Source organism: Paenibacillus sp. Z3-2 (genome assembly GCF_054161325.1).
The window spans coordinates 3,519,806-3,542,568 of the sequence record NZ_CP096397.1 but is presented as its reverse complement, the minus strand read 5'-3'; the positions used below and the strand labels follow the sequence as shown (position 1 = coordinate 3,542,568).

16 protein-coding genes and 2 pseudogenes are annotated in these 22,763 nt (G+C 43.1%); 12 read left to right on the top strand and 6 right to left on the bottom strand.

From position 1 onward, the window contains the following. The first annotated feature begins 12 nt into the window (after positions 1 to 12). The 10 genes and pseudogenes from M1D71_RS15815 to M1D71_RS15770 all read left to right on the top strand — a co-directional run bounded on the left by M1D71_RS15815 (position 13) and on the right by M1D71_RS15770 (position 16,279). Positions 13 to 3,573, top strand: a complete 3,561-nt coding sequence (locus tag M1D71_RS15815; protein WP_458122738.1) for a DUF4132 domain-containing protein — start codon at positions 13 to 15, stop codon at positions 3,571 to 3,573. A 4-nt stretch (positions 3,574 to 3,577) separates the two neighbouring features. Next, complete coding sequence (locus M1D71_RS15810) at positions 3,578 to 5,410, top strand: hypothetical protein (protein ID WP_458122737.1); 1,833 nt, start codon at positions 3,578 to 3,580, stop codon at positions 5,408 to 5,410. Continuing rightward, positions 5,397 to 5,675, top strand: a complete 279-nt coding sequence (locus M1D71_RS15805) for a hypothetical protein (RefSeq protein ID WP_458122736.1) — start codon at positions 5,397 to 5,399, stop codon at positions 5,673 to 5,675. Before M1D71_RS15810 ends, M1D71_RS15805 begins: the two co-directional genes overlap by 14 nt. A 224-nt stretch (positions 5,676 to 5,899) precedes the next feature. After that, the gene (locus M1D71_RS15800) at positions 5,900 to 6,442 is read left to right on the top strand and encodes a sigma-70 family RNA polymerase sigma factor (protein ID WP_458122735.1); all 543 of its coding nucleotides are present in this window, start codon (positions 5,900 to 5,902) and stop codon (positions 6,440 to 6,442) included. 13 nt (positions 6,443 to 6,455) lie between these two features. After that, positions 6,456 to 7,847: a hypothetical protein gene (locus tag M1D71_RS15795; RefSeq protein WP_458122734.1), complete on the top strand. Its 1,392-nt coding sequence runs from the start codon at positions 6,456 to 6,458 to the stop codon at positions 7,845 to 7,847. A 134-nt stretch (positions 7,848 to 7,981) separates the two neighbouring features. Continuing rightward, a complete protein-coding gene (locus tag M1D71_RS15790; protein WP_458122733.1) occupies positions 7,982 to 10,489 on the top strand; it encodes a WG repeat-containing protein in 2,508 nt (835 codons plus the stop codon). A 425-nt stretch (positions 10,490 to 10,914) separates the two neighbouring features. Then, positions 10,915 to 12,713 (top strand): annotated as a pseudogene (locus M1D71_RS15785) (ABC transporter ATP-binding protein). After that, the gene (locus tag M1D71_RS15780) at positions 12,710 to 14,458 is read left to right on the top strand and encodes an ABC transporter ATP-binding protein (RefSeq protein ID WP_458122732.1); all 1,749 of its coding nucleotides are present in this window, start codon (positions 12,710 to 12,712) and stop codon (positions 14,456 to 14,458) included. The pseudogene M1D71_RS15785 and the gene M1D71_RS15780 overlap by 4 nt, the downstream one beginning before the upstream one ends. Before the next feature lie 81 nt (positions 14,459 to 14,539). Then, positions 14,540 to 15,502, top strand: coding sequence for an ABC transporter substrate-binding protein (locus tag M1D71_RS15775; protein WP_458122731.1), 963 nt, complete (start codon positions 14,540 to 14,542; stop codon positions 15,500 to 15,502). Positions 15,503 to 15,880: 378 nt separating this feature from the next. After that, positions 15,881 to 16,279: an RDD family protein gene (locus tag M1D71_RS15770; protein ID WP_458122730.1), complete on the top strand. Its 399-nt coding sequence runs from the start codon at positions 15,881 to 15,883 to the stop codon at positions 16,277 to 16,279. A 335-nt stretch (positions 16,280 to 16,614) separates the two neighbouring features. Here M1D71_RS15770 and M1D71_RS15765 read toward each other — a convergent pair whose 3' ends face one another. Beyond that, positions 16,615 to 17,253, bottom strand: a complete 639-nt coding sequence (locus M1D71_RS15765) for a hypothetical protein (protein ID WP_458122729.1) — start codon at positions 17,251 to 17,253, stop codon at positions 16,615 to 16,617. 212 nt (positions 17,254 to 17,465) lie between these two features. Here M1D71_RS15765 and M1D71_RS15760 point away from each other — a divergent pair. Both M1D71_RS15760 and M1D71_RS15755 read left to right on the top strand, forming a co-directional pair. Beyond that, positions 17,466 to 17,592 (top strand): annotated as a pseudogene (locus M1D71_RS15760) (IS30 family transposase); the annotation flags it as partial. Positions 17,593 to 17,967: 375 nt separating this feature from the next. Next, positions 17,968 to 18,831, top strand: coding sequence for an alpha/beta fold hydrolase (locus M1D71_RS15755; protein ID WP_458122728.1), 864 nt, complete (start codon positions 17,968 to 17,970; stop codon positions 18,829 to 18,831). 254 nt (positions 18,832 to 19,085) lie between these two features. Here the strand turns inward: M1D71_RS15755 and M1D71_RS15750 are convergent, their stop codons facing one another. The 5 genes from M1D71_RS15750 to M1D71_RS15730 all read right to left on the bottom strand — a co-directional run bounded on the left by M1D71_RS15750 (position 19,086) and on the right by M1D71_RS15730 (position 22,609). Further along, entirely contained in the window at positions 19,086 to 19,574 is a 489-nt protein-coding gene (locus M1D71_RS15750; RefSeq protein ID WP_458122727.1) for an NUDIX hydrolase, read from the bottom strand. A gap of 228 nt (positions 19,575 to 19,802) precedes the next feature. Beyond that, positions 19,803 to 19,946, bottom strand: coding sequence for a hypothetical protein (locus M1D71_RS15745; protein ID WP_458122726.1), 144 nt, complete (start codon positions 19,944 to 19,946; stop codon positions 19,803 to 19,805). Positions 19,947 to 20,593: 647 nt separating this feature from the next. Continuing rightward, positions 20,594 to 20,863, bottom strand: coding sequence for a VOC family protein (locus tag M1D71_RS15740; protein WP_458122725.1), 270 nt, complete (start codon positions 20,861 to 20,863; stop codon positions 20,594 to 20,596). Between the two features lie 117 nt (positions 20,864 to 20,980). Further along, entirely contained in the window at positions 20,981 to 21,799 is an 819-nt protein-coding gene (locus tag M1D71_RS15735) for an aldo/keto reductase (RefSeq protein ID WP_458122724.1), read from the bottom strand. 69 nt (positions 21,800 to 21,868) lie between these two features. Further along, on the bottom strand, positions 21,869 to 22,609 hold the full coding sequence (locus tag M1D71_RS15730; protein ID WP_458122723.1) for an SDR family NAD(P)-dependent oxidoreductase: 741 nt from the start codon (positions 22,607 to 22,609) through the stop codon (positions 21,869 to 21,871). Between the last annotated feature and the right edge of the window lie 154 nt (positions 22,610 to 22,763).

Genomic DNA, 22,763 nt, shown 5'->3' with positions numbered 1-22,763 from the left:
GAGGAATGTGTAATGCTTACTGCAGACCGTGGAATAGAGACTTTGGTGGAGAAGTTTGCTGAAATGTGTTCGAACGATTACTCGCTCAAAACGGACCGGAGTCAGGAAATCATTGATTATGTCCTCGGAACGACGGACAAGTTTCCTGAAATGATGGGTAATTCCACTCATTATGTCTACTATACGACTGAAGCACTTATGAAGCTTGCCAAGAAAGATGATGGAGATATATTTTTCCGGGCAGGGGCTATTGTCATTCATCTGGAATCTCAGTATTCCAGACGTAATTCGTGGAGAACAGATGGTTTCACGATCTGTATCGGACCTGAATCAGCAGTTTACGGATTAAGCGGAAAGAGCAAAAGCCAGGATCGAATGGGTGATTTACTGTTCCGCTTGGAGAAAATTCGTCAGTTTGCCGGCGAGAAAGAAATTCTGGAGGAATTAAAAAGCAGGCTAGGTCTCGTTAAGACCTTTGTTGAATCCAAAAAAGGAAATGGTTATGGAAACCACCAGGGGGAAATTATTGACGCTTTGTTACTTTTGAACCTGTATTCCAAATTGGAAGGCATGAACTCACAGGCTGAACAAGTACAATTACTCAGTCAAAACCTGCACAAGGTACTTCAACTTGTACTCGTTAACGATGCAGAACAGCTTCGTCCAACGTTACATAAGCTTATAGAACCACTGGTTGTATGCTCTGTCCAGAGCCGTTCTATGCAATCTGTCCGTGATCTGGATCCGGAATTCCTTCAACAAAAACGGGATCAACTGATTGCAGAGCAATATCCGAATACAGCATTAAATAAAAAGGATCAGTTGTCGCAAAATGTGTTTCACCAAACGATGATATTGCTAAGCAGTTCGTTATTATATTTGATTAACATCACTGGCGGGAAAGAGCGGTTCCTTGAGAACAAAGGGGAAACGGGACAGGTTTTACTGGAAGTAATCAATCAATTGCATGAGATCTATCCTTTCGAAATGCGCATGTACCTACTGAGTTTGGATTCCAGAGCCAAAAATGTAGACAACCTGTTTACGGGTCTTCTTCCGATCGATGAACCATACCAGCTGATCGAGCTAATCAATTACGAACTTAACATGTACACTATATCTTGGCCCAACCTGCAGTTAGCCATTGCAAGTGAGCCTGATCGATCAAGACGAGCATATAAGCTGCTCAAAACCCCGTATCTCAAGCTTGTGATACACAAGATCATGGGGGATCGTGGACTCGAGCTTCCTGAAGCTGAAGGAACCATTGAAGAAGCCGTCTATGCTGTACTAAGAGAGCCATTGGATGGTGGACGCAGTGGTCTGGCCATCGCACGGTATCTGGAAGGTAAAACTTCATTGGAGGAATACTGGAACGATCCAAACAGCCGCGGTCTCTTCAATAACCTGAATCGTGACAAAAAACGTATTCAGAGTTTAATTGCCATCAGCTTCCTTCCTGAGGAATCAGAGGCAATGCGCCGGTTCGTCGTTATGGCTACTTATCCTGATTGGACCATGGATATCGTCTCAGACATGTATCGATCCTATGCATTTAGTGGTGAAAAGCTTCTTCAACGTTATGGTCAAGACCCTGAGATACAGCTTGAGAAACTGTTGACCAGTCTCATTTCACTCAACGGCATGACGGATTATAGATACAATTCAATGCCCAAGGATGAGTATCGCCGTATCATTCAGCAGAATCTTGAATATGCGCTGAAACAGTATAAAAAACTTCCAACAGACACTCGTATTCTCGTATTGGAAATCACCTTTGAGCAGCGTCAGGAACTGCCCAAAAAACAGTTATCTGAAGCGATTCGTGCCGGATTGCAGGATTCGTCGAAGAAGGCCAACGGTGTGGCGCTTGCTGAATTTAACCGGATGCCTGATGAAGAGTTATACTCGCTTATCTACCGCTCGGAGAAAAAGGTGGGTATCAAAGAGATGGCTCTGACTGCTATTCGCAGTCTCGAGAACAGCAAGGAACTGTACCGTGATCTTTTGAAGGATGAGAAGTCCGACGAGTGGAAGAGTCTGATCCAAATTCTGCTGGATACCGCAGATCTAAGTCCGGAGTATGCCCACGCTGCACTCGCTGATCAGGCAGATGCCAAAAAGCTGTCGAGACTGAGCTGGTTGTCCTTGAAAGATCTCCCTTCCCTAAAACGTATTGAAGATAATCAGCCTTTGGATGATCGGATTAAGCAGTATGCTTTGGTCCAATCGTTGGATCATACCTCCGGGCCCAATGAACGATTGAATGAATTACGGGATTACGTAAGTGAGGCATCGCTCGCTCGTTTTGCAAGTGAACTGCTCCAGGTATGGATTCAAGAAGGTGCCCCCGCGAAAGAAAAGTGGGTGATGTATGTTTCAGCACTCTATGGCGATATTCAGATTGTTCATATACTGGCTCCGCAAATTAAGGAGTGGACGGAAAATAGTCGTGGGGCTATTGCAGCAGATGCTGTGAAAGTACTCGCTTATCTGAAAGATCCATCTGCTCTTATGGCGATTGACAAGATCAAACGTGGCGTGAAGAACCGCCAGGTGAAAGGTGCAGCAGAAGAAGCGTTGCAGCTTGCCGCGGATAATATGGGACTTACCGCTGAACAACTGGAAGATCGGTTGGTCACCACGCTTGGTTTTGATGAAAAAGGAACCATGCAGCTTAGCTATGGTGAGCGTTCCTTCCTGATTAAGGTGAATGGAGACTTGCAAGTCGTTGTCTTGAATGAAGAAACGGGCAAATCCGTGAAGAGTCTGCCTGCTCCTGCACAGAAAGATGATGCTGAATTGGCAGCCCAGTCCAAGGCGCGTTTCACGCAACTGAAAAAAGATCTCAAATCCATGGTTAGCATTCAGGCACAACGTCTGGAAGAGTCATTGTCCAAACAACGTCTATGGTCTGCCGATGAGTGGAAAGCCCTGTTTGTACAAAATGTAATTATGCAAAAATTCGCTGTCGGTCTGATCTGGGGAACGTATGAGAATGGCGTTCTGCTCAGCACGTTCCGTTATATGGAGGATGGTACATTCAATACCGTGGATGAAGATGAGGTTGATCTGCCTTCAGATAGGCTGGTTGGACTCGTACACCCGCTGGAACTGGATCAGTCCACACTCGAAGGCTGGGCAACGCAGTTGGAGGATTACGAGATCAAGCAGCCATTCGAACAACTGAATCGCGAGATTCATCAGCCTGAAGATGAAGATAAAACGAAGAACGAATATGATCGTCTGCCCGAGTCTGATTTCTCGCCAACGGCATTCCCTAAAGCACTGGAGAAATACGGTTGGATCAAAGGACCGGCACAAGATGGCGGCTGGTATCATGAATTTTATAAAGAGTACGGAGATCTTGTTGCAGAATTGCAATTCAGCGGTACGAGCATCACGTATTACGAGGGATTGGATGACATTACACTGGACTCCCTGCATTTCTTCAAACCGAATAACAAGCAATATTATTACTATGGTGACAACAAATCCATTGCTCTGGGCAACGTTCCAGGTCGGGTGTTCAGTGAAACGATCTATGACATTCTAAGAGCAACGGGGCGTTGATGAAGTGAGTGGATTTAAGGAGAAATTCCGAAGCTTTTCGAAGCTGTGTACAGAGGATTATCTGATTCGTTATGCCAACAAGGGGTTGTACAAAAGGTCTTTGAAAGAGTTGGACAACGGTGTGAGTGTAACGTACACATGGAACGAATCATCCGTGAGTTGCCAGCTCAGTGACGGGACACACTGTACGCTCGAAAATACGCTGGATCATTGGGATTGTTCCTGTCCGTCAGACCATATATGCAAGCATGTACTGATTGCCATACTATATGATCAACGGAAACATTCGTCAGAGGATTCGATGAGTGCGGACGAGAAGCATGCGCTGGATAAGGAACCAGGGATATCGGATAATGATCCTTTGGACGTACCAAAAGACCTATCCGTAACAGACTCAGTGTCAAACGTAGTATCAAACGTGGACGATCCAAGCGAAGTTCCGCATTCAGTGTCTCGTGAGATCGAGTCTCGTTTTCGCTGGATGACGGAGTCTGACCTTACAGCGTTAATTAAATCGTATAGTTCTTCCATGGTTGAGGAAGTCGTGTTCCGATTAAGGTACCCAGAAGAAATTAAAATCATTGAAGATTCACTTCTTACGGTGCATCTGACCAATCAGAATATCGAAGTGTCTTTTACGGAGGAACCGAACCTTGCAAAAGCACGATGTAAGGTGCAGCAGACAGCTGGGAAAATGGCCAAGCTTGAAGCTTTGCTACGGTACCGGAACCTAAAAGGCCTGGATGATTCGGATGCATTAAGTGGACGGGTGTACGAAGCCAAGTTCTCTCTTCAGACGGTGCAGGAATGTCGCGTTATGCTGGCAGCATTGTTGAAGACGGGACTGGCCCGTATTCCTCAGTCCTATATGGCCCAACTGGAGACTTTGGCAATCGCAGCCCATAGTGGTAATCTGCCTGATATAGAACGCAATTTACGAGGGATTCAAGGAGAACTACAGTTGTTTTTTAACAGGCATGTACGTTTCTCCATGCAATCCATGCTGGATCGGGTGAGCAAGCTGTATCTTGCGCTCCAGGTTCTTGAAGAGAAAAAGGTGTCTGCCATTCAGCAGAGCCAGCTTATTGGCAGTTTTCGCAGTAAATATTTCGCTGTTCCTTCACTCCATCTATATGGACTGGGGGCTGATGCGTGGGAGACACGATCCGGGTTCCGTGGAATCACATACTACTTTTATTGTTTTGATGATGAGGAAATCTACACGTATAGCGATGTGCGTGCTGTGTATTATGACGATCAGCAGTTCTCGTATACAGAACATTATGGTGCATTCACACCGTGGTTGCCACATCTGACCTTTCGCCAGTTCGCAGGGGAAGAAGTTCAATTCCATTCGGTGAAAGTGAATGAAGAACGACGGATATCTTCCGGGGAAGGTGCAAAGCTTGAGATATTGCCACGAACGGGTGTAGAAACATTGAATATGGGCAAGTACATGCAAGATGTCTCTTCTATACTTCGAGAGGAATCACGATCGTTTGACTTGTTTGCTGCTCCTAAAGAACGACTGGCCATGATCAAAGTTGCTCGCATCGTGGATCATCGTTTTGTCAAACAAACGCAGGATCTTGTCCTGACGGTCGAGAGTTCCGAAGGAGAACGATTGGCACTCACTCTTCCGTATTCAACGGACTGGCAGACGATGATCCAAAGACTGGAGTCAGGATATGGTTCCCAATCGCTTGAACACTTTTATGCCTTTGTTCGTGTGGAACCCAAACGGGTCTGCCCGGTCAGTTTCCTGAAGGGTCAAACGATGCTCAGTCTGAAACTGGATACAGGCACTGGAAGGATGGGTAGACTTGGAAGAATATGATCATTTCATGCAGAAGATCAACAGCTGGTCAGAAGAGTTGTTGCTGCGCGGGTTATCCCAGTTTACGGTCCGAGATATTGAGTTACTTGAGCAGCTCGCAGCGGAATCCTTACGTTTGCAGATGAGCTTCCTTCATGAATTGCTGAATCACGTTATCGAGGAAGGGCGTAGGGTGGCTCTTGGTCAAGGTGATGAAGAACTGTTGTTATTTCAGTATTGTCGTCTCACCCAATATGTACAGCTCAGTGTACAAGAAGAAGCATAGCATGGGTTAGTGGAAGAACCACTGTATATGAGGACAATAAGATTTATTTGATAAGATGTATTATAAAATATAAGAAGATTTGCGGAAGGCTAAGGCCACTGCAAATCTTTTTTTATCGTAGAAGTAAGTAAACGTCATCTTCTCAACGAATATAGGTAGGAAGCGCTGATCAACACGAGCATTTCGTGATCATATCTAGCATGGAAGGGAGGGCGCACGTAATCGTGGAAGAAGAACAAATAAGAAGGGCAGTAGCGAATCGTGATCCTGAGGCCATGGAATGGGTGATGAACCACTATGCAGGTTTGTTATGGAAGATTGCTCATTCCATCCTGTATCATGCATCGACAGAAGAGATTGAAGAATGCGTAGCAGATACATTTTTTGCTTTTTGGCAGAATCCGGATGCATTTCAATCCTGGCGAAGTAGCCTGAAAAATTATCTCGCGACCATCACAAAACATAAAGCGATTGATCGCTACCGGAAACTTAATCGAAGATCTGAGCTTACATATGAAGAGGAGATTCATTCGGTGCAAACGGAAGATTTGTTGGTTCAGGTGGTCAGTAAGGAGACGTATACGGAACTTAATGAAATGATTGAATCTTTTCCCGAACCGGAACGTGAGATTATGAAACGTCGTTTTTATGAAGGACAGAGACCCCATGAGATATCGGAAGCATTGTCCATGCACGTCAGGCAAGTTCATAACAAGCTGTATCGTTCCAGGCAACGATTGAAAACATGGTGGATGAACAGGAAATAAAGGAGGTGATCCTATGGGAGAATCCGAAAAACAATTTACAGAGAAGAACCTCGAGAATATTAAAAAGTTGTTCTATGATAAGTTGGTTTTGCATGAAACCAGACCTAAGTTGAGACCAGATTCATCTATAGATTCATCGGTACAGACCAAGAAGTCCAGGAATAAAAGAAAAAGGTATCGCAAAGCCATCTATATTCCTATAACCGCTGCGTTATCGTTATGTCTGGTTACAGGGGCAGCTGCATCGGTTGGGATCATTGACCTGTCTTCTGTTCTTCATTTTCTGGGGGCAGATCGGATTGGCATTCTTCAGCCTGTTCATCAGGTGAGTGAAGATCAAGGGATTCGTATGGAGATTATTGGTGCTGTAAGGGACGGAGATACAACGGAAATCTATGTTTCTTTGTCAGATCTGACGGGTCAACGTATTGACGAGACGCTGGATGTATATGATTACAGGGTCACCGGAGGTAATGCAAACAACGCTCAGATTATTCATTATGATGAAGCTAATAAAACGGCTATTGTCCGATTCCTCATTCAAGGAAAAGTCAGCAAAAATCGAATTACCGTTCAGATTAATACGCTGATGTCGGGTGCATCTCGACAAGATGGTTACAACGTACAAGTGGACTGGGAGCAGTTGTTACAAGAAAAGCAAAACAATAACTATGATATCGTGGATCAAGATCGTATAAGTGGCTTGGGAGGTAAAACCGATTTTCATTTGGAAAATGATCCAATTCCGGTACTGCATCAAGATGTAACGAATGTCCCCGTTGAGGGTATTGATTGGATGCATATTTCTAATATAGGTTTTGTGGAGGGCAAGTTACACATTCAGATTAATCCGGATAATGAGATAGGCGAGTATAATCATGGATATTTCTACTTCACGGATGAGCAAGGTCAAATGCTCGATATACCTGAATATTCCGTTAGCTATGGACATTATATGAAAGATGGGGTCGGGTATGGAGGAGATTATGAGGAGTTTGTGTATGATCTGTCTGCTGTTGACGATTTAGATAAGCTGAGACTTCAAGGCAGTTTTACGAGTATTAGTGAAGTTGTTCAAGGGAAATGGAAAACCACTTTTAACTTGAGTCAACATGCTTTAAGTAAAGTGGGAAACACTCGCCTCAATGCATATGGGGGCTTACAGGTAAATGTTACTGTGTCTGCCGTTGGCGTTACCCTTACAGGTGAGGCACTGAGCAAGATTCGGATGGAGGATCTGAGTATTGAAGTGCATATGAAGGATGGTACTTCATTAAATGCTGCATTAGGTTTCCTCCAACTGGAACAGGATCTCATCAAGTGGATATCCCCTACAACCATTCCGGTGAACGATGTGAGTTACCTGCTACTGAATGGGCAGAAAGTAATTTTGCAGGATAAATAATATAAAAAGTGAAACAGTTAACTGCTAACCTTCTATGCAAACGATGATGAAAGACCTAGAAATGAATTACATGTCATATCCCGATTTATGACGCATACCATTAGGCGAATGCGGTCATAAGGGAGGAAACTAAGATGTCCATGAGCGAACCGCTATTAACACAAATTGTGAATCAACATATTCCGGCTGGTGCAACGGTCGTCACTATTGATAAACCTGTCAAACATCCAGCGATCTACGCGGCAGACCTTACCGGGGATGGTTTGCCGGAGATTGCTACAGTCTACCAGTTGAATGGTGAGCTATACTTGCTTATTCTAAAATTTTATCAAGGACACTGGATCAAAATGGCTCTAATTAAGGGATTGGGGTACGGGGTGACTCTAATGACCGCAGCCCCAGTAACTTCAACGGCAAGGAATAATCTCATCATCGGGTGGCGGATTGGTGCGATCTGGTCTAAGCTTGCCGTATATGAGTGGACTGAATCTGGACTCAAAGATCTGGCACCTGACGATCAATACTATAGCTATGCAGAGATTATAGATATGCCCGGTCCGCATGGCCGAGATGGCAAGGTGGAAATTGCCCTGTGGATTCACGATACAGGGGAAGCCTATCGCGTGGAGATTATCCGATGGCAAAATGGGAAATGGGTTCCTGCATCGGACGTATATGCAGCCTATTATCCGAAAGTGGTGCAATATTATGAACAACTAACTCAGCATTATCCTGATTATATCTTTTACTGGTATTACCTTGCGGATGCTCAGTATCATGCGGGTCAGTATCCGGCAGCACTCGCTTCAGTTCAAAAAGCACTCAGCTTCCCGGAAGCTTATCCTTCCAGAGAGGTACTCCTTGAGTTGGAAAAGAAAATCAAGCAGGCGATGGTCCCGATAAGCCATGCTCGGGTAGCGACATGGTTATATCCGATCTCCGTTCGAACAACAAGCGGCACCCGCTGGGGTTATATGGATGCACAGGGACATGTTCGGCTTGAACCAGTGCTGGATGACGCCCATGAGTTTCAGCCCAATGGATTGGCTGTTGTGGTCAAGGATGGTCGTGCCGGTGCTATTAATTTGAATGGTCAATATGTGGTTCAACCTGTATACGATTCCATCAACCCCTTTTCCGAAGAACGGGCGATGGTGATCGATGCTCAAGGATTTAAGATGATTAATGAACAAGGTACGGTCCTGACCAAACGAGCATACCCGTATATCTCGAATATGAACGACGGTCGAGCGTTATTTTACGATTCTAATCCTGGTCAGGCAGATGGTTCGGTGAGTCTGTATGGTTATCTGGATGCCTCAGGCAATGAGGTGATTCCGGCGCAGTTTGCGTCAGCGAACGATTTTCAAGATGGCAAGGCGGTTGTGCAGATCAAGAATAATGAATACGCGCTCATCAATCGGAACGGGCAGCGGATTGCGACATATCCATATGCTTATGTGGGGCCGCTTGGCGATGGACTGCTCGCATTTCAAAAAGAGGCCTCGGGCAAATATGGGTATATCGACGAGCGGGGGAATATTCGCATTCAGCCCAAGTTTTCATCGGCATTTCCTTTTAACGACGGGCAAGCGATTGTCAATACAGCGGAGGATTACAAGTCCATCTACGGCGTCATTAATACGCAGGGGTCATTCATCATTCAACCCGCCTACAACGACATTCGCGAACTAGGAGAGCAACGTTATGCGCTGGGGCAAGCAATTAATCCGGAGCAGCCTTATATAGGATCTGTATACGCGATTGCTGACACTAGTGGTCGAAGACTTACAGAGTTCGTATATCGTGATGTGGGCAATTACAAGAATGGTCTCGCGTCCGCATCAGATGGAAGACAGACTTATCTGCTGGATCTGAGTGGAAGACCTGCTTCGGGGTATCCTCATGTAGAAGGTTCGGGTACGCTGGAAGTCGTGGCACCAGATCTGATTAAGGCGTATGTAGACCAGCGCTTATCGTATGTGAATCGGGCTGGACAGATCATCTGGCGGCAAAATACGATCGTTCCGCTTCATCCGCCGTACCGTGTACGCGAAGAGAAGTACAAACCGAACAGGGATTACCTCGTATATTATCCTCAGGTGGAGGGATTGACGAACCAAGCGGAGCAGCTTGCGCTAAACGCCAAATTGAAGCAACTCTCGCAGGTGAAGCCGATTCCTGCCGATCAGCAGCTGGATTACACGTATTCAGGGGATTTTGATATTACGTTTTATCAGCAGCAACTGCTGCAACTTCAACTTACAGGTTATAACTACCCGGCGGGTGCAGCGCATGGTATGCCTACGATGATCTATGCGATCATTAATCTGACGAATGGTCAGTTGTATGAGCTGAAGGATTTATTTAAATCGAATAGTGACTATGTAAAAGTGTTAAGCCAGATTGTAGGGGATCAGATTAAAAATGATCCTCAATACTCGTATGTGTTTCCGGACACTTATAAGGGGATTAGTGCAGATCAGCCGTTTTTTGTTACAGCGGATGCTCTGCATCTCTACTTCAATCCATATGATATCGCTCCCTATGCGGCAGGATTTCCAACGTTTACGATTCCTTTTGTCCAGATCAAGGACATTATTAATACAGAAGGTTCGTTCTGGAAAGCTTTTCATAGTTGAGTGCCCATTCACAGGTTAAGCGATGAAGCCATATATCCAATATGGCTTCCTTTTGGATTCATAGGCGACAGTTTAATGATGTAAGTAACTCCTTCACATATTTATCCATACTAAATGGAAAATATTACGGGAGTTACAAATCAAAGAAGTCATATTTGTCTATACAAGCAAAAAACGAAAACTTTCTCCAACAACACTTCTTTTGCTTGGCGAGAATGTAAATACTTCACCAGTCATTCTCAAGTTAAGCGACGAGGTCATATGTCCAATATGGCTTATAAGAAGCTGTGAGACAACAATAATCCGTAAAGAGGTATTATTGCTCCGTGAAGAGGTAGTGATCATTCAGAGCTCTATGAGATATTAATGTGCGTATATAGCACTTTGCTATATTGATAATGATTATTAATATCAGGAGGGATGAGATGAACAACACATCTAAAGTGTCCGGACTAATGCAAGTAACGAAGGAGCGCAAAGGTCTGCTGATTACAGCAAGTATCTTCTCGACCCTGTCGAGTCTGTTGCAGATTGTTCCTTTTATCGGGGTGTACAAGATCGTCGAGGAACTGCTAATTCATGCGGGGCAACCCTCTGCCATGGACAGAGATCTGTTGATCTATTGGGGGATCGTCGCGTTCGTAGCCCTGATCGCAGGGTTAATTGCGCTCTATATCGGGGGGATGTGCTCACACATCGCTGCGTTCAACATTTTGTACGAGCTCAGAGTGAGACTTGCTGAACATGTTGCCAAAGTACCCATGGGCTATCACACCCGGACGGCAACCGGTGAGTTGAAGAAGATCATCGAAGTCAGTGTGGAGAAAATTGAGAAGTTCATCGCCCATCAGTTGCCGGATCTGGTGAGTGCAATCGTCATTCCGTTGATGCTGCTGGGATATCTGTTCTGGCTCGATTATCGCATGGCGCTGACGCTGTTGGTTCCGATTGGAATCGGGTTCTGGCTGCAAAGCCGTCTCTTCCGCAGCGAACGAGGCCGTCAGGCTTATCGTGATTTTCAACTTGCCATTGAAGAGATGAATGCGACGGGTGTTGAATACGTAAGGGGTATGCCTGCAGTGAAAGTATTTGGGATTACAGCGGATTCGTTTCTGACGTTTAAACAGGCGGTGACACGTTATCGGGATATTTCATTAAAAATAACAGACTTGTGTAAAACATCTTACGGACTGTTTTTTGTGATTATGATCTCGTTATTTACCTTTATTGTTCCGGTGGGTATTCTGCTGTCGAGTGGAGATTCGGGAAATCAGTCGTTTGCGATTACGTTTATTCTGTTTCTGATTATTACCCCGAGTCTATCTGCTCCGTTATTGAAGTTAATGTATCTGGGTAGTGGGATGCGAGAGATTGTGGAAGGACAGAAACGGATTGAATCGGTGTTTGCCGAGCCGGTTGTACAAGAACCTGAGTTGCCCAAAGTTCCCGATACATATGAGGTTGCTTTTCGGCAGGTATCTTTTGCTTATGAACAAAAGGAGAGCGAAGCGTATAAACCTGTGCTTGATCAGATTGATTTTGTTGCGAACGCAGGAGAGATGACCGCACTTGTCGGACCTTCGGGTGGGGGGAAGTCAACCATTGCGAATCTATTGCTTCGTTTCTGGGATGTGCAGGAAGGTGAGATTACGATTGGCGGGATTCCGATTCAAGAGATGGGGACAGAGAAACTGATGGATACGGTGTCCTTTGTATTCCAGGATGTACATCTGTTCTACGATACGATTGAAGAAAATATTCGGATGGGCAATACATCGGCTTCACGACAGGACGTTATAGCTGCGGCTCGAACAGCCTGTTGTCATGAGTTTATAGAAAAAATGGATGCTGGTTATGACACCAAAATTGGAGAGGGCGGCACGTACCTGTCCGGCGGTGAAGCACAGCGAATTGCGATAGCACGGGCGCTGCTCAAAAATGCTCCCATTCTGTCCTGGATGAGGCGACAGCTTACGCGGATGCAGAGAATGAGCACAAGATCCAGCAAGGTCTGGCCCAATTGGTTAAGGGCAAAACGGTACTGATTATTGTTCATCGTCTAACAACGATTCGTGCAGCAGAGCAGATTCTGGTGATCCGGAATGGGACGATTGCTGAGCGTGGGACACATGATCAATTGCGTGCATTGGGCGGAGTATATGAGCATATGTGGCAGGCCCATATCAGTGCAGCTTCCTGGAAACTTGGAGGTACAGTGCGATGAAGAATTATCTATACAATATATCTGGCGGTAACCCTCGTAGTCTGGTCCCGTCGGTGATTGCAGCGATTCTGGACGGGATTGCGAAGATCGTTCCTGCGGCGTTGCTTGTGGACATATTCAATACGATCTATACGTCTTTTGCTGAACCGGACAAAGGATTGGATATTAATCGAATGTGGATTGTCTGCTGCATCCTGTTTGCCTGGCTTCTGGTGGAATATGCGGCTTACGCTTCACTCTATGACAAGACCTACCGGGCAGCATACAGCCTCGCGGCTTCAGGAAGGTTGAAACTGGCCGAACATATTCGCCATCTGTCGCTAGGATTTTTCGGAAAACGTGATCCTGGGGATCTGACGAATCTAATTCTGAGTGATTATGGCCAGGTTGAGCACACGATCTCTCACAATCTGTCGCAGCTGATCAGCGCAATTGTGCTTCCGGTGCTTGCTTTTGTCGGACTTCTGTTGGTGGATTGGAGAATGGCCGTAGCCATGTTTATTGCGGTTCCCTTAGGTGTGGCTCTGTTATGGCTTACGGATTCCATTCAGGCACGACTGAGTGAGAACCATGTTCGAGCCAAAAACGAAGCCGCCAGTCGGCTGCAGGAATACCTGAGCGGTATTCGTGAGATCAAGGCCCTTAACATGGGGGGCAAACGTTTTGAACGACTGCGTCGTTCTTTTGACGAATTGAAATCAGCTTCCATTCGGTTGGAAGGCATCATGGGACCGATGATCATGGGGGCGATGTTGCTCGCACGATCAGGGATGACGTGGATGATTCTGGTCGGCAGTTATTTGCTTGCAGGTGGTGAATTGTCGTTACCGGTATTTCTGTTATTTTTGCTGATAGGCACGAAGGTGTTTGAACCCTTAACGGTAGTACTGATGAGTTATGGGGAGATGCGATACTCCGCATATAGTGCAAGGCGCATTATGGATGTGCAGCAAGAAGTTCCGATGGCAGGAAAGGGAGATATACAGCCTAATCAAGCCATTTCGTTCGACCAGGTGACTTTTGGATATGATGACCAGCAGCCTGTATTAAAAGACTTGTCCTTTACAATTGAGCCGCATACCATTACTGCTCTTGTTGGCCCATCCGGTAGTGGTAAGAGTACAGTCACACGTCTCATTGCCCGCTTCTGGGATGTACAGCAAGGAACCATTCGCATTGGCGGCAGACCCGTTGATCAAATGGACCCCGAGAAGCTGTTGCAGGATATCTCTGTGGTCTTCCAGGACGTGTATCTGTTCCAGGATACGATCGGTAACAACATTCGTGTAGGAAAGAAAGACGCTACGCAATTCGAGATTGAGGAGGCAGCACGGAGAGCTTGTTGTCATGCGTTTATCTCCAGTCTGCCGCAGGGATACGATACACTTGTTGGCGAGGGTGGATCGACGTTATCTGGTGGGGAGAAACAGCGTATTTCCATTGCACGTGCCTTGTTGAAAAATGCATCGATCGTATTGCTTGACGAAGCCACTGCTTCACTTGATCCGGAGAACGAAGCCGCGGTGCAGCAAGCGATTAATGAGCTTGTGGCCGACAAGACAGTCATTTTGATTGCACACCGATTAAAAACCATTCAAAATGCCGATCAGATCCTTGTATTGAACCAAGGTCAGCTTGTAGAACATGGAACGCATGCGCAATTGCTAGATTACTCGGGCATCTACGCTCGTCTGTGGCAATTACAACAGGATGCGGAAGACTGGCAGGTAAAAGTAAACGGATAATGAGGCCGATGAGATAGAGAGAACTGAAGTAAATAAATCTAATATGGCTAAATGAACTGATATAAAAGGAGACTGACAACGATGTTTAAACGAATTCCTGTATGGATTGCACTATGCTGTATGCTTACCTTGGCGGCCTGTGGAACAACCCAGACGACCAGCGAAGTGAACAGCCCCTCCGAGGGAACGGTAAAAGCAACGACCAAAGTGATTACCAATCCAAATGGAGAAGAGATTACAATTCCCCTGAGCCCGGAGCGCATTGTCGATCTATCCGGCTCGACAGAAGAGCTATTGATCCTTGGCAAAACGCCTGTAGCGACGATGAGCGCTGACTATGGCAACCCGGAGGAGATCACGCCAACCATTAAGGATCAGCTGAGTGCAGATACCGTTAATTTGGGCTGGTATGGTTTCCCGTTCAGCATTGAAGCCATAGCGGGTGCTAATCCGGACCTGATTATTCTGGGTAAGGATTTTAACACGGATCAGTATGAAACCTTATCCAAAATTGCGCCTACGATTGCATTGCCTTACTCATACTATGATTGGAGAGAGAGATTGACATTCCTGGCAGATACATTTGAAGAAGAAAGTAAGAAAGAGGACTATTTGGCCCAATATGATGCGAAATCTGCAGAGTGGAAACAAAAACTGGAGGCAGCTGTAAACGGTGAATCATTTGCCGTGATCGAAACATATCCAAATAATCTGGTGATCTATTCGAATAAAGGTGCAGCCGAGATGTTATACGGTGAATGGGGGCTAAAGCGCACAGAAGGTATCCCTGATCCAGAGGGTTGGGGAGGCAAAGAGATCGCCCTGGAGGCTCTAGTTACCGTTAATCCGGATCGTCTGCTGTTGATGGAGAATAGTGAGAACAAGATGGTAGACAGTAAGGTGTGGAATAACATGAACGCCGTGAAGAATGGCAAGATCTACAAAATTTCCAATGTCGATAACTACAACTATTCCTACACAGCCATAGGAAGAATGGAGCTTATGGACCGCCTGGGTACGATGATTTTGGAAGGACAGAAGTAGTTGGATTAGAACGTTCACTTTGGATTAACGTTAACAGAACCTAATGACGCCCTATGAGTGATTTCAGAATGAACAGAAGGTTACTTAACAAAAGTTGAGTAGCCTTTTTGTTTACATAATTATTATTGTGTTGATGTTTGAGGCGAAAGCCACATTTATCAAAAAGGATTATGTAAGAGTAAGGTGTAGTGAACCTCGAAAGTTTGTTATAATATTCACAAAGGGTGCAATTGATAAGATATAGGAGTTGTATCGTCAATAGGTAAAATTTTCTGTTATACTACCTGAGTTGTGTACATAAAGTTAAATATTTTATGAAGGGAGTTCGTGAAGTAATTTAGCTGTTTAGTTTAAAATTGTAGTTTGGAGGAAAGCATTTTGTATAAAGCAGGTTTTTGGATTAGATTAGGAGCAAGTGTGTTGGATAGTCTTATTATTTCAATTCCGTTAGTAATTATTGCAGGTGTGCTTACGGGCAACTTTGATGCGGATGAGCCTATTGCCAAAATATTTAGTGCGTTATACTCAATTTTATTACCAGTTTACTGGTATGGTCGGACCATCGGAAAACGTATATGTGGAATTCGAATCCGTAAATACGATACACATGAATCGCCAAAAATTGGTACGATGCTGATGCGAGTTGTTGTGGCTGGACTTGTGTATGCGGTAACGTTGGGTATCGGAATTATTGTGAGTGCTTTTATGGTTGGTATGCGTGAGGATCGACGTGCAATACACGACTTTATTGCAGGAACAGAAGTAGTCTGGGATTAGTCGGATTAAAGTCAGGTAGAAGTAAAAAAGGCTGCACAGATTTAAAAATCATGTGCAGCCCTTTAAAACATTAGCACTGTTTCACAAAACTAGTATTTTGTACATATGTATAAAATAAAAAAGTTGAAACTATCTACGATTCTTCAATATAATGGCTTTTCATGACGGTCTTTCTGATCCCCTAACAATTCAAACCGTTTAGCTTGATGTCGGAGGACAAGAACTTGTACCGTTAAAGGACAAGAACTTATACCGATTGCCGTTCCCCTTTTCATTATCAAGGCCGTTTAACGAATAAAACACAAAAACCGTCGATCTTTTCAGATTAACGGTTATCAAAAATTCATTTTTTTTACATATGTCTCGACTGTTTTTTGTAGAATCTTATTCTCATCACTTGGATTGTTCATGATAAGCATTGCAACTTTTTGTGGCATGTACGATATCATTGACTTAATATGGCCTTTAGCACTTTCATGCTGATAAGGACATTCGAATTTATTAAGTATCGATTCATTTTTACTTAGATGATAATACTCAATGCTGCTAGAAGAACTGCTCTCATCAAAATTGTATTTAAAAGCAACACTGGGAAAAGACTGATCCCTCATTTTTTCAATTTCCTTCCAGGATGGTACGCTAATTTCTTTACTCCTCTTCCCTGCAATCTCTAACCAAGTACAGAAGAAATTTTCACTGAACTGCATGACTAGTTTTTCAAGAATCCAAGAAAGTATCCTTGCATCAAGCCTTTGGAGAATCTTCATTTGATAACTGACGACCTGATCAGAAAAATACTCCAGAAGATCCCTTATTATTAGTGGTTTAGCATCAGAAATCAAGGTTGTTCTTAAAGAATTATAGCCATAGAAATGTTCCTCCTTTAAAATAGATTTCCTCCAAAAAACATAAGCATAGGCATAGGGACAAATTTCAGGAAACTCAATTACTTCATTCGATTTTCTTAGCTCCATTAATTGAGTGATGCAATGTTGATGGTTTTGGAGTGAATCCTGAAATAGTCGCTCTACAACTCGTTGAACAGTACCAGAAATAACACGCAGTAATTCTTTTAGGTTGCCATTTGAATCATATTGTTATCGGTCACATTTCCAATGGCTTCTGTCTAAAACGCCTATATACCGCTGTTCTCATGCCCGGACAGTACCACTTTGTCGTGACCCATAACCTGCACGTTTACTTTGCCTGATCCGTATTCGTCTTGGCAACGCGGTTCCAACGAGAATGCACACGGTGCTTCGATAGTTTTCCCTAAAGGTACCGATCTCGCTCAAGTGGGGGATGAAGCTCTCGCCCATGACAATCCGTCATACATGGTTTTCGACGAGTGAGCAAAAAACAATATATATTGAAACACATACTATAAGAAAAAAATTATGTTATGCTGTTGAACAAGGAAAGGATATGAAGTACTAGAAGGTTTTCTTGCTTCAACCGTTCTTTAACGATGCATTACATTTAAACGAAAATGCTAATACAACTAAAAATAAGATTCAAAGTATATGCTTAAAGAGCTTCTGCTTGAAAGAGGTCAGGTGTTATAAAAACTGGGGACTTGTCTAAGGGAGATCACCATATCAGAGTGGTTTTTAGCATATATGTATGATTAGGTACATTACGGTGAACCGTATCATAAATAAGGGAAACTTGGGTCAGGGAGGCGCATAGTGAAATCTATCTTTAAGAACGAAGTAGTCGAGAAAGAATACTCTCTTTGTTACGAGAAAAGTTTAGAAAAGTTTGAGACGGATTTTACGTCACATTATATCCCGACAACGTTCGGAGAAACGCATATATTACGTTTCGGCGATACGAAGAAGAAACCATTGTTTCTTCTTCATGGAATGACAATGAGCAGTACGATGTGGTTCCCGAATGTGAAACACTTGATTCAAGAACGAAGCGTTTATGCCATGGATATTATGGGTGATTTCGGCAAAAGCAAACCTGTCGTTCCTATAAAGAATAGGAAGTCAGCGCAACAATGGATTCTTGAAGTTTTGAACGCTCTGCAGTTCAACAAGGTGGATTTGGCAGGCCATTCGATGGGGGGATTTCTATCATTAAGTTTTTCACTGGCCTATCCGGACCGCGTATCCAAGCTGATGCTGTATGCCCCGGCTGGATCTTTCCATAAAATAAGTTTTAGGTTCTTTACAAAGATGTATCCTGCATTATTGTTTCATTCGGAGAAGTCAATTGATAATGCCTTTAGATGGTTTTCAGGTAAAGGGGAGCCATTAGACCCTGTTTTTCGCTCTCAGATCATCGCGGGTTATCGCCATGCGAAACCGCTTCTACAGGTTATGCCCTCCGTATTTTCTAAAGAGGAATTTCATAGTTTCAACACTCCTACGTTGCTCCTAATAGGAGACAAAGAGGTAATATATCCAGCTAATAAGGCGATAGCAAACGCGAAAAGCTTAATTCCCAACCTTGAGGCCCATGTAATCGCCGGTGCAAGCCATGCACTGACTATGGAACATGCGGATATTGTGAACGAATTAACGCATCATTTTCTACAGAAATGAAACATAGTCAATTAAACATGCCGTCAGTTTAAACCTTCTTCGTTTAACGTTTGCTTTTCCACGTGCCGCCTCTAATATATCTTCACCATACTCGATTCTCCCTAACGGGAAATTCCATGTATTCGTAAGCAAACCCCGCTCATTATATTAACCTGCCCTTTGCTTGAACAAAGCAGCCGACACGTTGATCAGCTGCTTTCTAGTATTATTGAATTATCGTTTCCCGTTAGTTCAATACACGCCCCCTCCTATAATTAAACACTCCTTTGAAACTTGACATTAAATTCTGTCGTGGATGCAGTGACATACTCCATATAATTCACAGAGCCGTTAAAGTTCAAATAAGCTTCATAACGCATGCGGATTCCAGGTAAAGTAATCAAATCCAGAACATTTTCCTTTGGAACCCACTTGCATTCGCTCGTTTCATTAGAAGTAGCTAACCCCCCACCCACAGCTTTACACACGAAATCAAACATAACCTTCGTAGGGACATCAGTCACACCGTCATACCACTTATGGATCGCTGTATTCGAAACAATACTAATCAAATGGCTTACCTTAGCGTCAATTCCACTTTCCTCTTTGATTTCACGAATGACGCCATCAATCAGGTTTTCTCCTACCTCAGTTATCCCACCAGGATACACCCAACCATCGTCATGAGCTTTTACTAAAAGGATATTTCCAGTTCCATCTTCTACTATTCCGCCCGCAGATACAATATGTGTCGGGAACGCCATTTTACAACCTCCAAATAAGAAAAAATCTTTATATGTAATTCTACGTGATTCCTGTACTTTCCTGTCTTAATGAATTTCTAGAACATAATATCGACATGATTGAACTAATCTCGAAGTGCTTTATGGGTACCTCCGTGATTTAAAATTCGCTAGTCTTCCCCATATTCACTTTCTAACTCATCTTTAAATTTAAAGTATAGATCAATAACAGAGCCTTTCCCCTGAATCTTAAATCCATCTTACGTGTCTCCTTATAAAATATAGTTTTACTAAGGTTACTTTAATCGATTCAAGATGTTGATGTAATTCAGTTTGAAAAAAGCTATCTGGGGTATGTTTCACTATAACTTTTTCGTCAGATCGGGGTTGCACTTGTGCATGAATTTTGATTCCATCGGTATCTGGGAGAAAAAATGTTGCATTCTCATCAATATGTATAGCTCACCTCTATGTAATAGTCATTCATTACGGATCTATTCCGAATCGTATTGGCCAGTTGAGTAGGCTCTTTCTTACTCATTGATCTTAAAATTCCGTGTTACCCTCTGCAATCAAATGGCACCTGATCATACCACATTACCAATCATTGAAACTATCCTGCTCGTTAGCTGAATGAAATACGGCAAAATACCGATTAGTCCGGTAAGCGTTCAGTTACTTCAGTACTTATCAAGACCTAAATTTAAAAAAAGTAAAAAACATAGGCTGATTGACATATTACACATGACTAATATGTAACAGCCTATTTATTAGGATTACTCCCCAACAATCGCGCTTTATTGCGGAAGATCAGTACTACTGAATAGTATCGTTGTACTACGTAGTAAATAGACCGCTATTTTCCGTAGTTTCTTCTCTTCTCCAACATAAACCGACCGTTAATCAAGTGGAAGGTTTAACAAATATTAAAAACCTAATTAAAGAAGAGGACTTAACATATGTAAGTCCTCAAACGTTCTTTATTAACTTAGTTATAAGTAGATCTCTACTTTATTAATGCACCTATATTAAACTCTCACTTATCCCTCTACCAATTCCAACTTTTCCCCATTAGGACCTTGGAAAAAGGCGATTTTAACAGTACCTTTTAAAATAATTTGAGGTTCTTCATTTATTAATTGAATACCAGCTTCTTTTAATCGCAAAATTTCAGATTCGATGTTATTCACTGTAAAAGCCAGGTGGTTTACGATCCCTTCGTTTTCTACAGGGCCGCCGTATACAAGTTCAATCTCTACACTTGGCTGCTCTGGGAAGAATAGAAAGGCAAGCTCAACCGTTTCATTCAACCATTCTCTTTGCCTTAATTTTAAACCGAGAATATTAGAACGCCAAAGACTCGTTCATATTATTGACCATGATCCCCACATGTTCTATTTTCATAATGGTTTCCTCCTAAAACGAGATTAACGCACATTCATTTCATTTGGATGAGGACCAGTTCTACTTCCGGAATCTAATTTATCAATGGCCTCCATATCTTCATGAGAAAGCTCAAAGTCAAATACCTGAATATTCTCTTCCATGCGGGAAGGTGTAACTGTTTTTGGAATTACAATTGTTTGATTCTGTAAGTGCCAGCGTAATATGACTTGAGCTGGACTCTTGCCATATTTCTCTGCAATCTTTGTAATGGTTTGATCTTTAAGCACATTTCCTCCTCTTTCAAGAGGACTCCAAGCTTCGACATATATATTATGTTTACGGCAAAAATCTTTCAACTCATTTTGAGCCAAATATGGATGACACTCGACCTGGTTAAGCACTGGTGGAATTTCTGTTTCAGCCAGTAACCGTTCGAGGTGTTCAATTTCAAAATTGCATACCCCAATTGCTTTAACACGACCATCTTTATAAAGCTTTTCCAAAGCTTTATAAGAATCAATGTATTCATCATACCTTGGAGTTGGCCAATGTATTAAGTACAGATCAATATAGTCAAGTCCTAGGCGTTCCAGGCTACTTTCAAAAGCAGCAAGTGTCTTCTCGTATCCATGGTCTGTGTTCCAGACTTTTGTTGTAATAAATAAATTTTCTCTGTCTTCATTCTTGACAGCTTCTCTTACGCCTTCTTCATTTTGATAGATCATAGCTGTATCAATACTTGTATAGCCGATCTTTAGTGCAGCTGAAACAGCTTCAGTCGTTTCTTGATTGCCTACTTGAAATACCCCAAACCCAAGCTGCGGCATTTTTACTCCATTGTTCAAAGTTACATAATCCATATTTAGCACACCTCTCTGACAAATTAATGAGTTGCTTAGTATCAATAATCCTGAAGCCATAACTATAATTTAGTTGGAAGCAGTGATTCCGCCATCAATAACAAATTCAGATCCAGTTGAATAACTAGCATCATCAGAAGCTACAAATAAAACGAGTTTAGAAACTTCTTTTGGTTCACCCACTCTATTCAAAGGAACGGACAACCCGTCAATAAAACCTGAAATTTCATCCTGTGATTCAATCATTGGTGTTCTGATTGGCCCTGGGTGTACAGAGTTTACACGAATATTGTATTCAGCAAATTCTTGTGCAGCCGTTTTTGTCATACCAGTAAGAGCGAATTTAGAAGAATCATATGCGACAAATCCATATTCCCCGCGCAATCCGTTAATGGAAGAAATATTTACAATCGAGCCGCTTCCGGCTTTTTTCATGGAAGACAATACAGCTTTCATACCCAGAAAAGGACCAACCTGATTGATTTTGATGACTCTGTTATACTCTTCTTCTGTAATATCTTCAATTTTGCGGAATAAATCGACACCGGCATTATTTACCAGAATGTTTGCCGGACCAAATGCAGACTCCGCCAATTCCACTACTCGATTCCAATCATCAGCATTTGAAATATCATGCTTAATGAACCTCACATTGTCACCTAATTCTTTTGCAAGTGCTTCTCCTTCATTGACAAGAATATCCGAGAATACAACCTTCGCACCTTCTTCAACAAATAAACGTACATGTGCTTCTCCCTGTCCTCGTGCTGCACCCGTAATAATTGCTACTTTTCCATCCAATTTACCCATAAAAATAACTCCTCCTAGTTATAAATAAATTTTTAGATGATGCTGATTAAGTAATTAAAAGTTTCACTAGCATTACCTTATAGTAATCCCCCCCTCAAAGAACTTATAGAGCTTGTTAGCTATCATTTTGTTAACAAAGTGTTAAGCAACATGT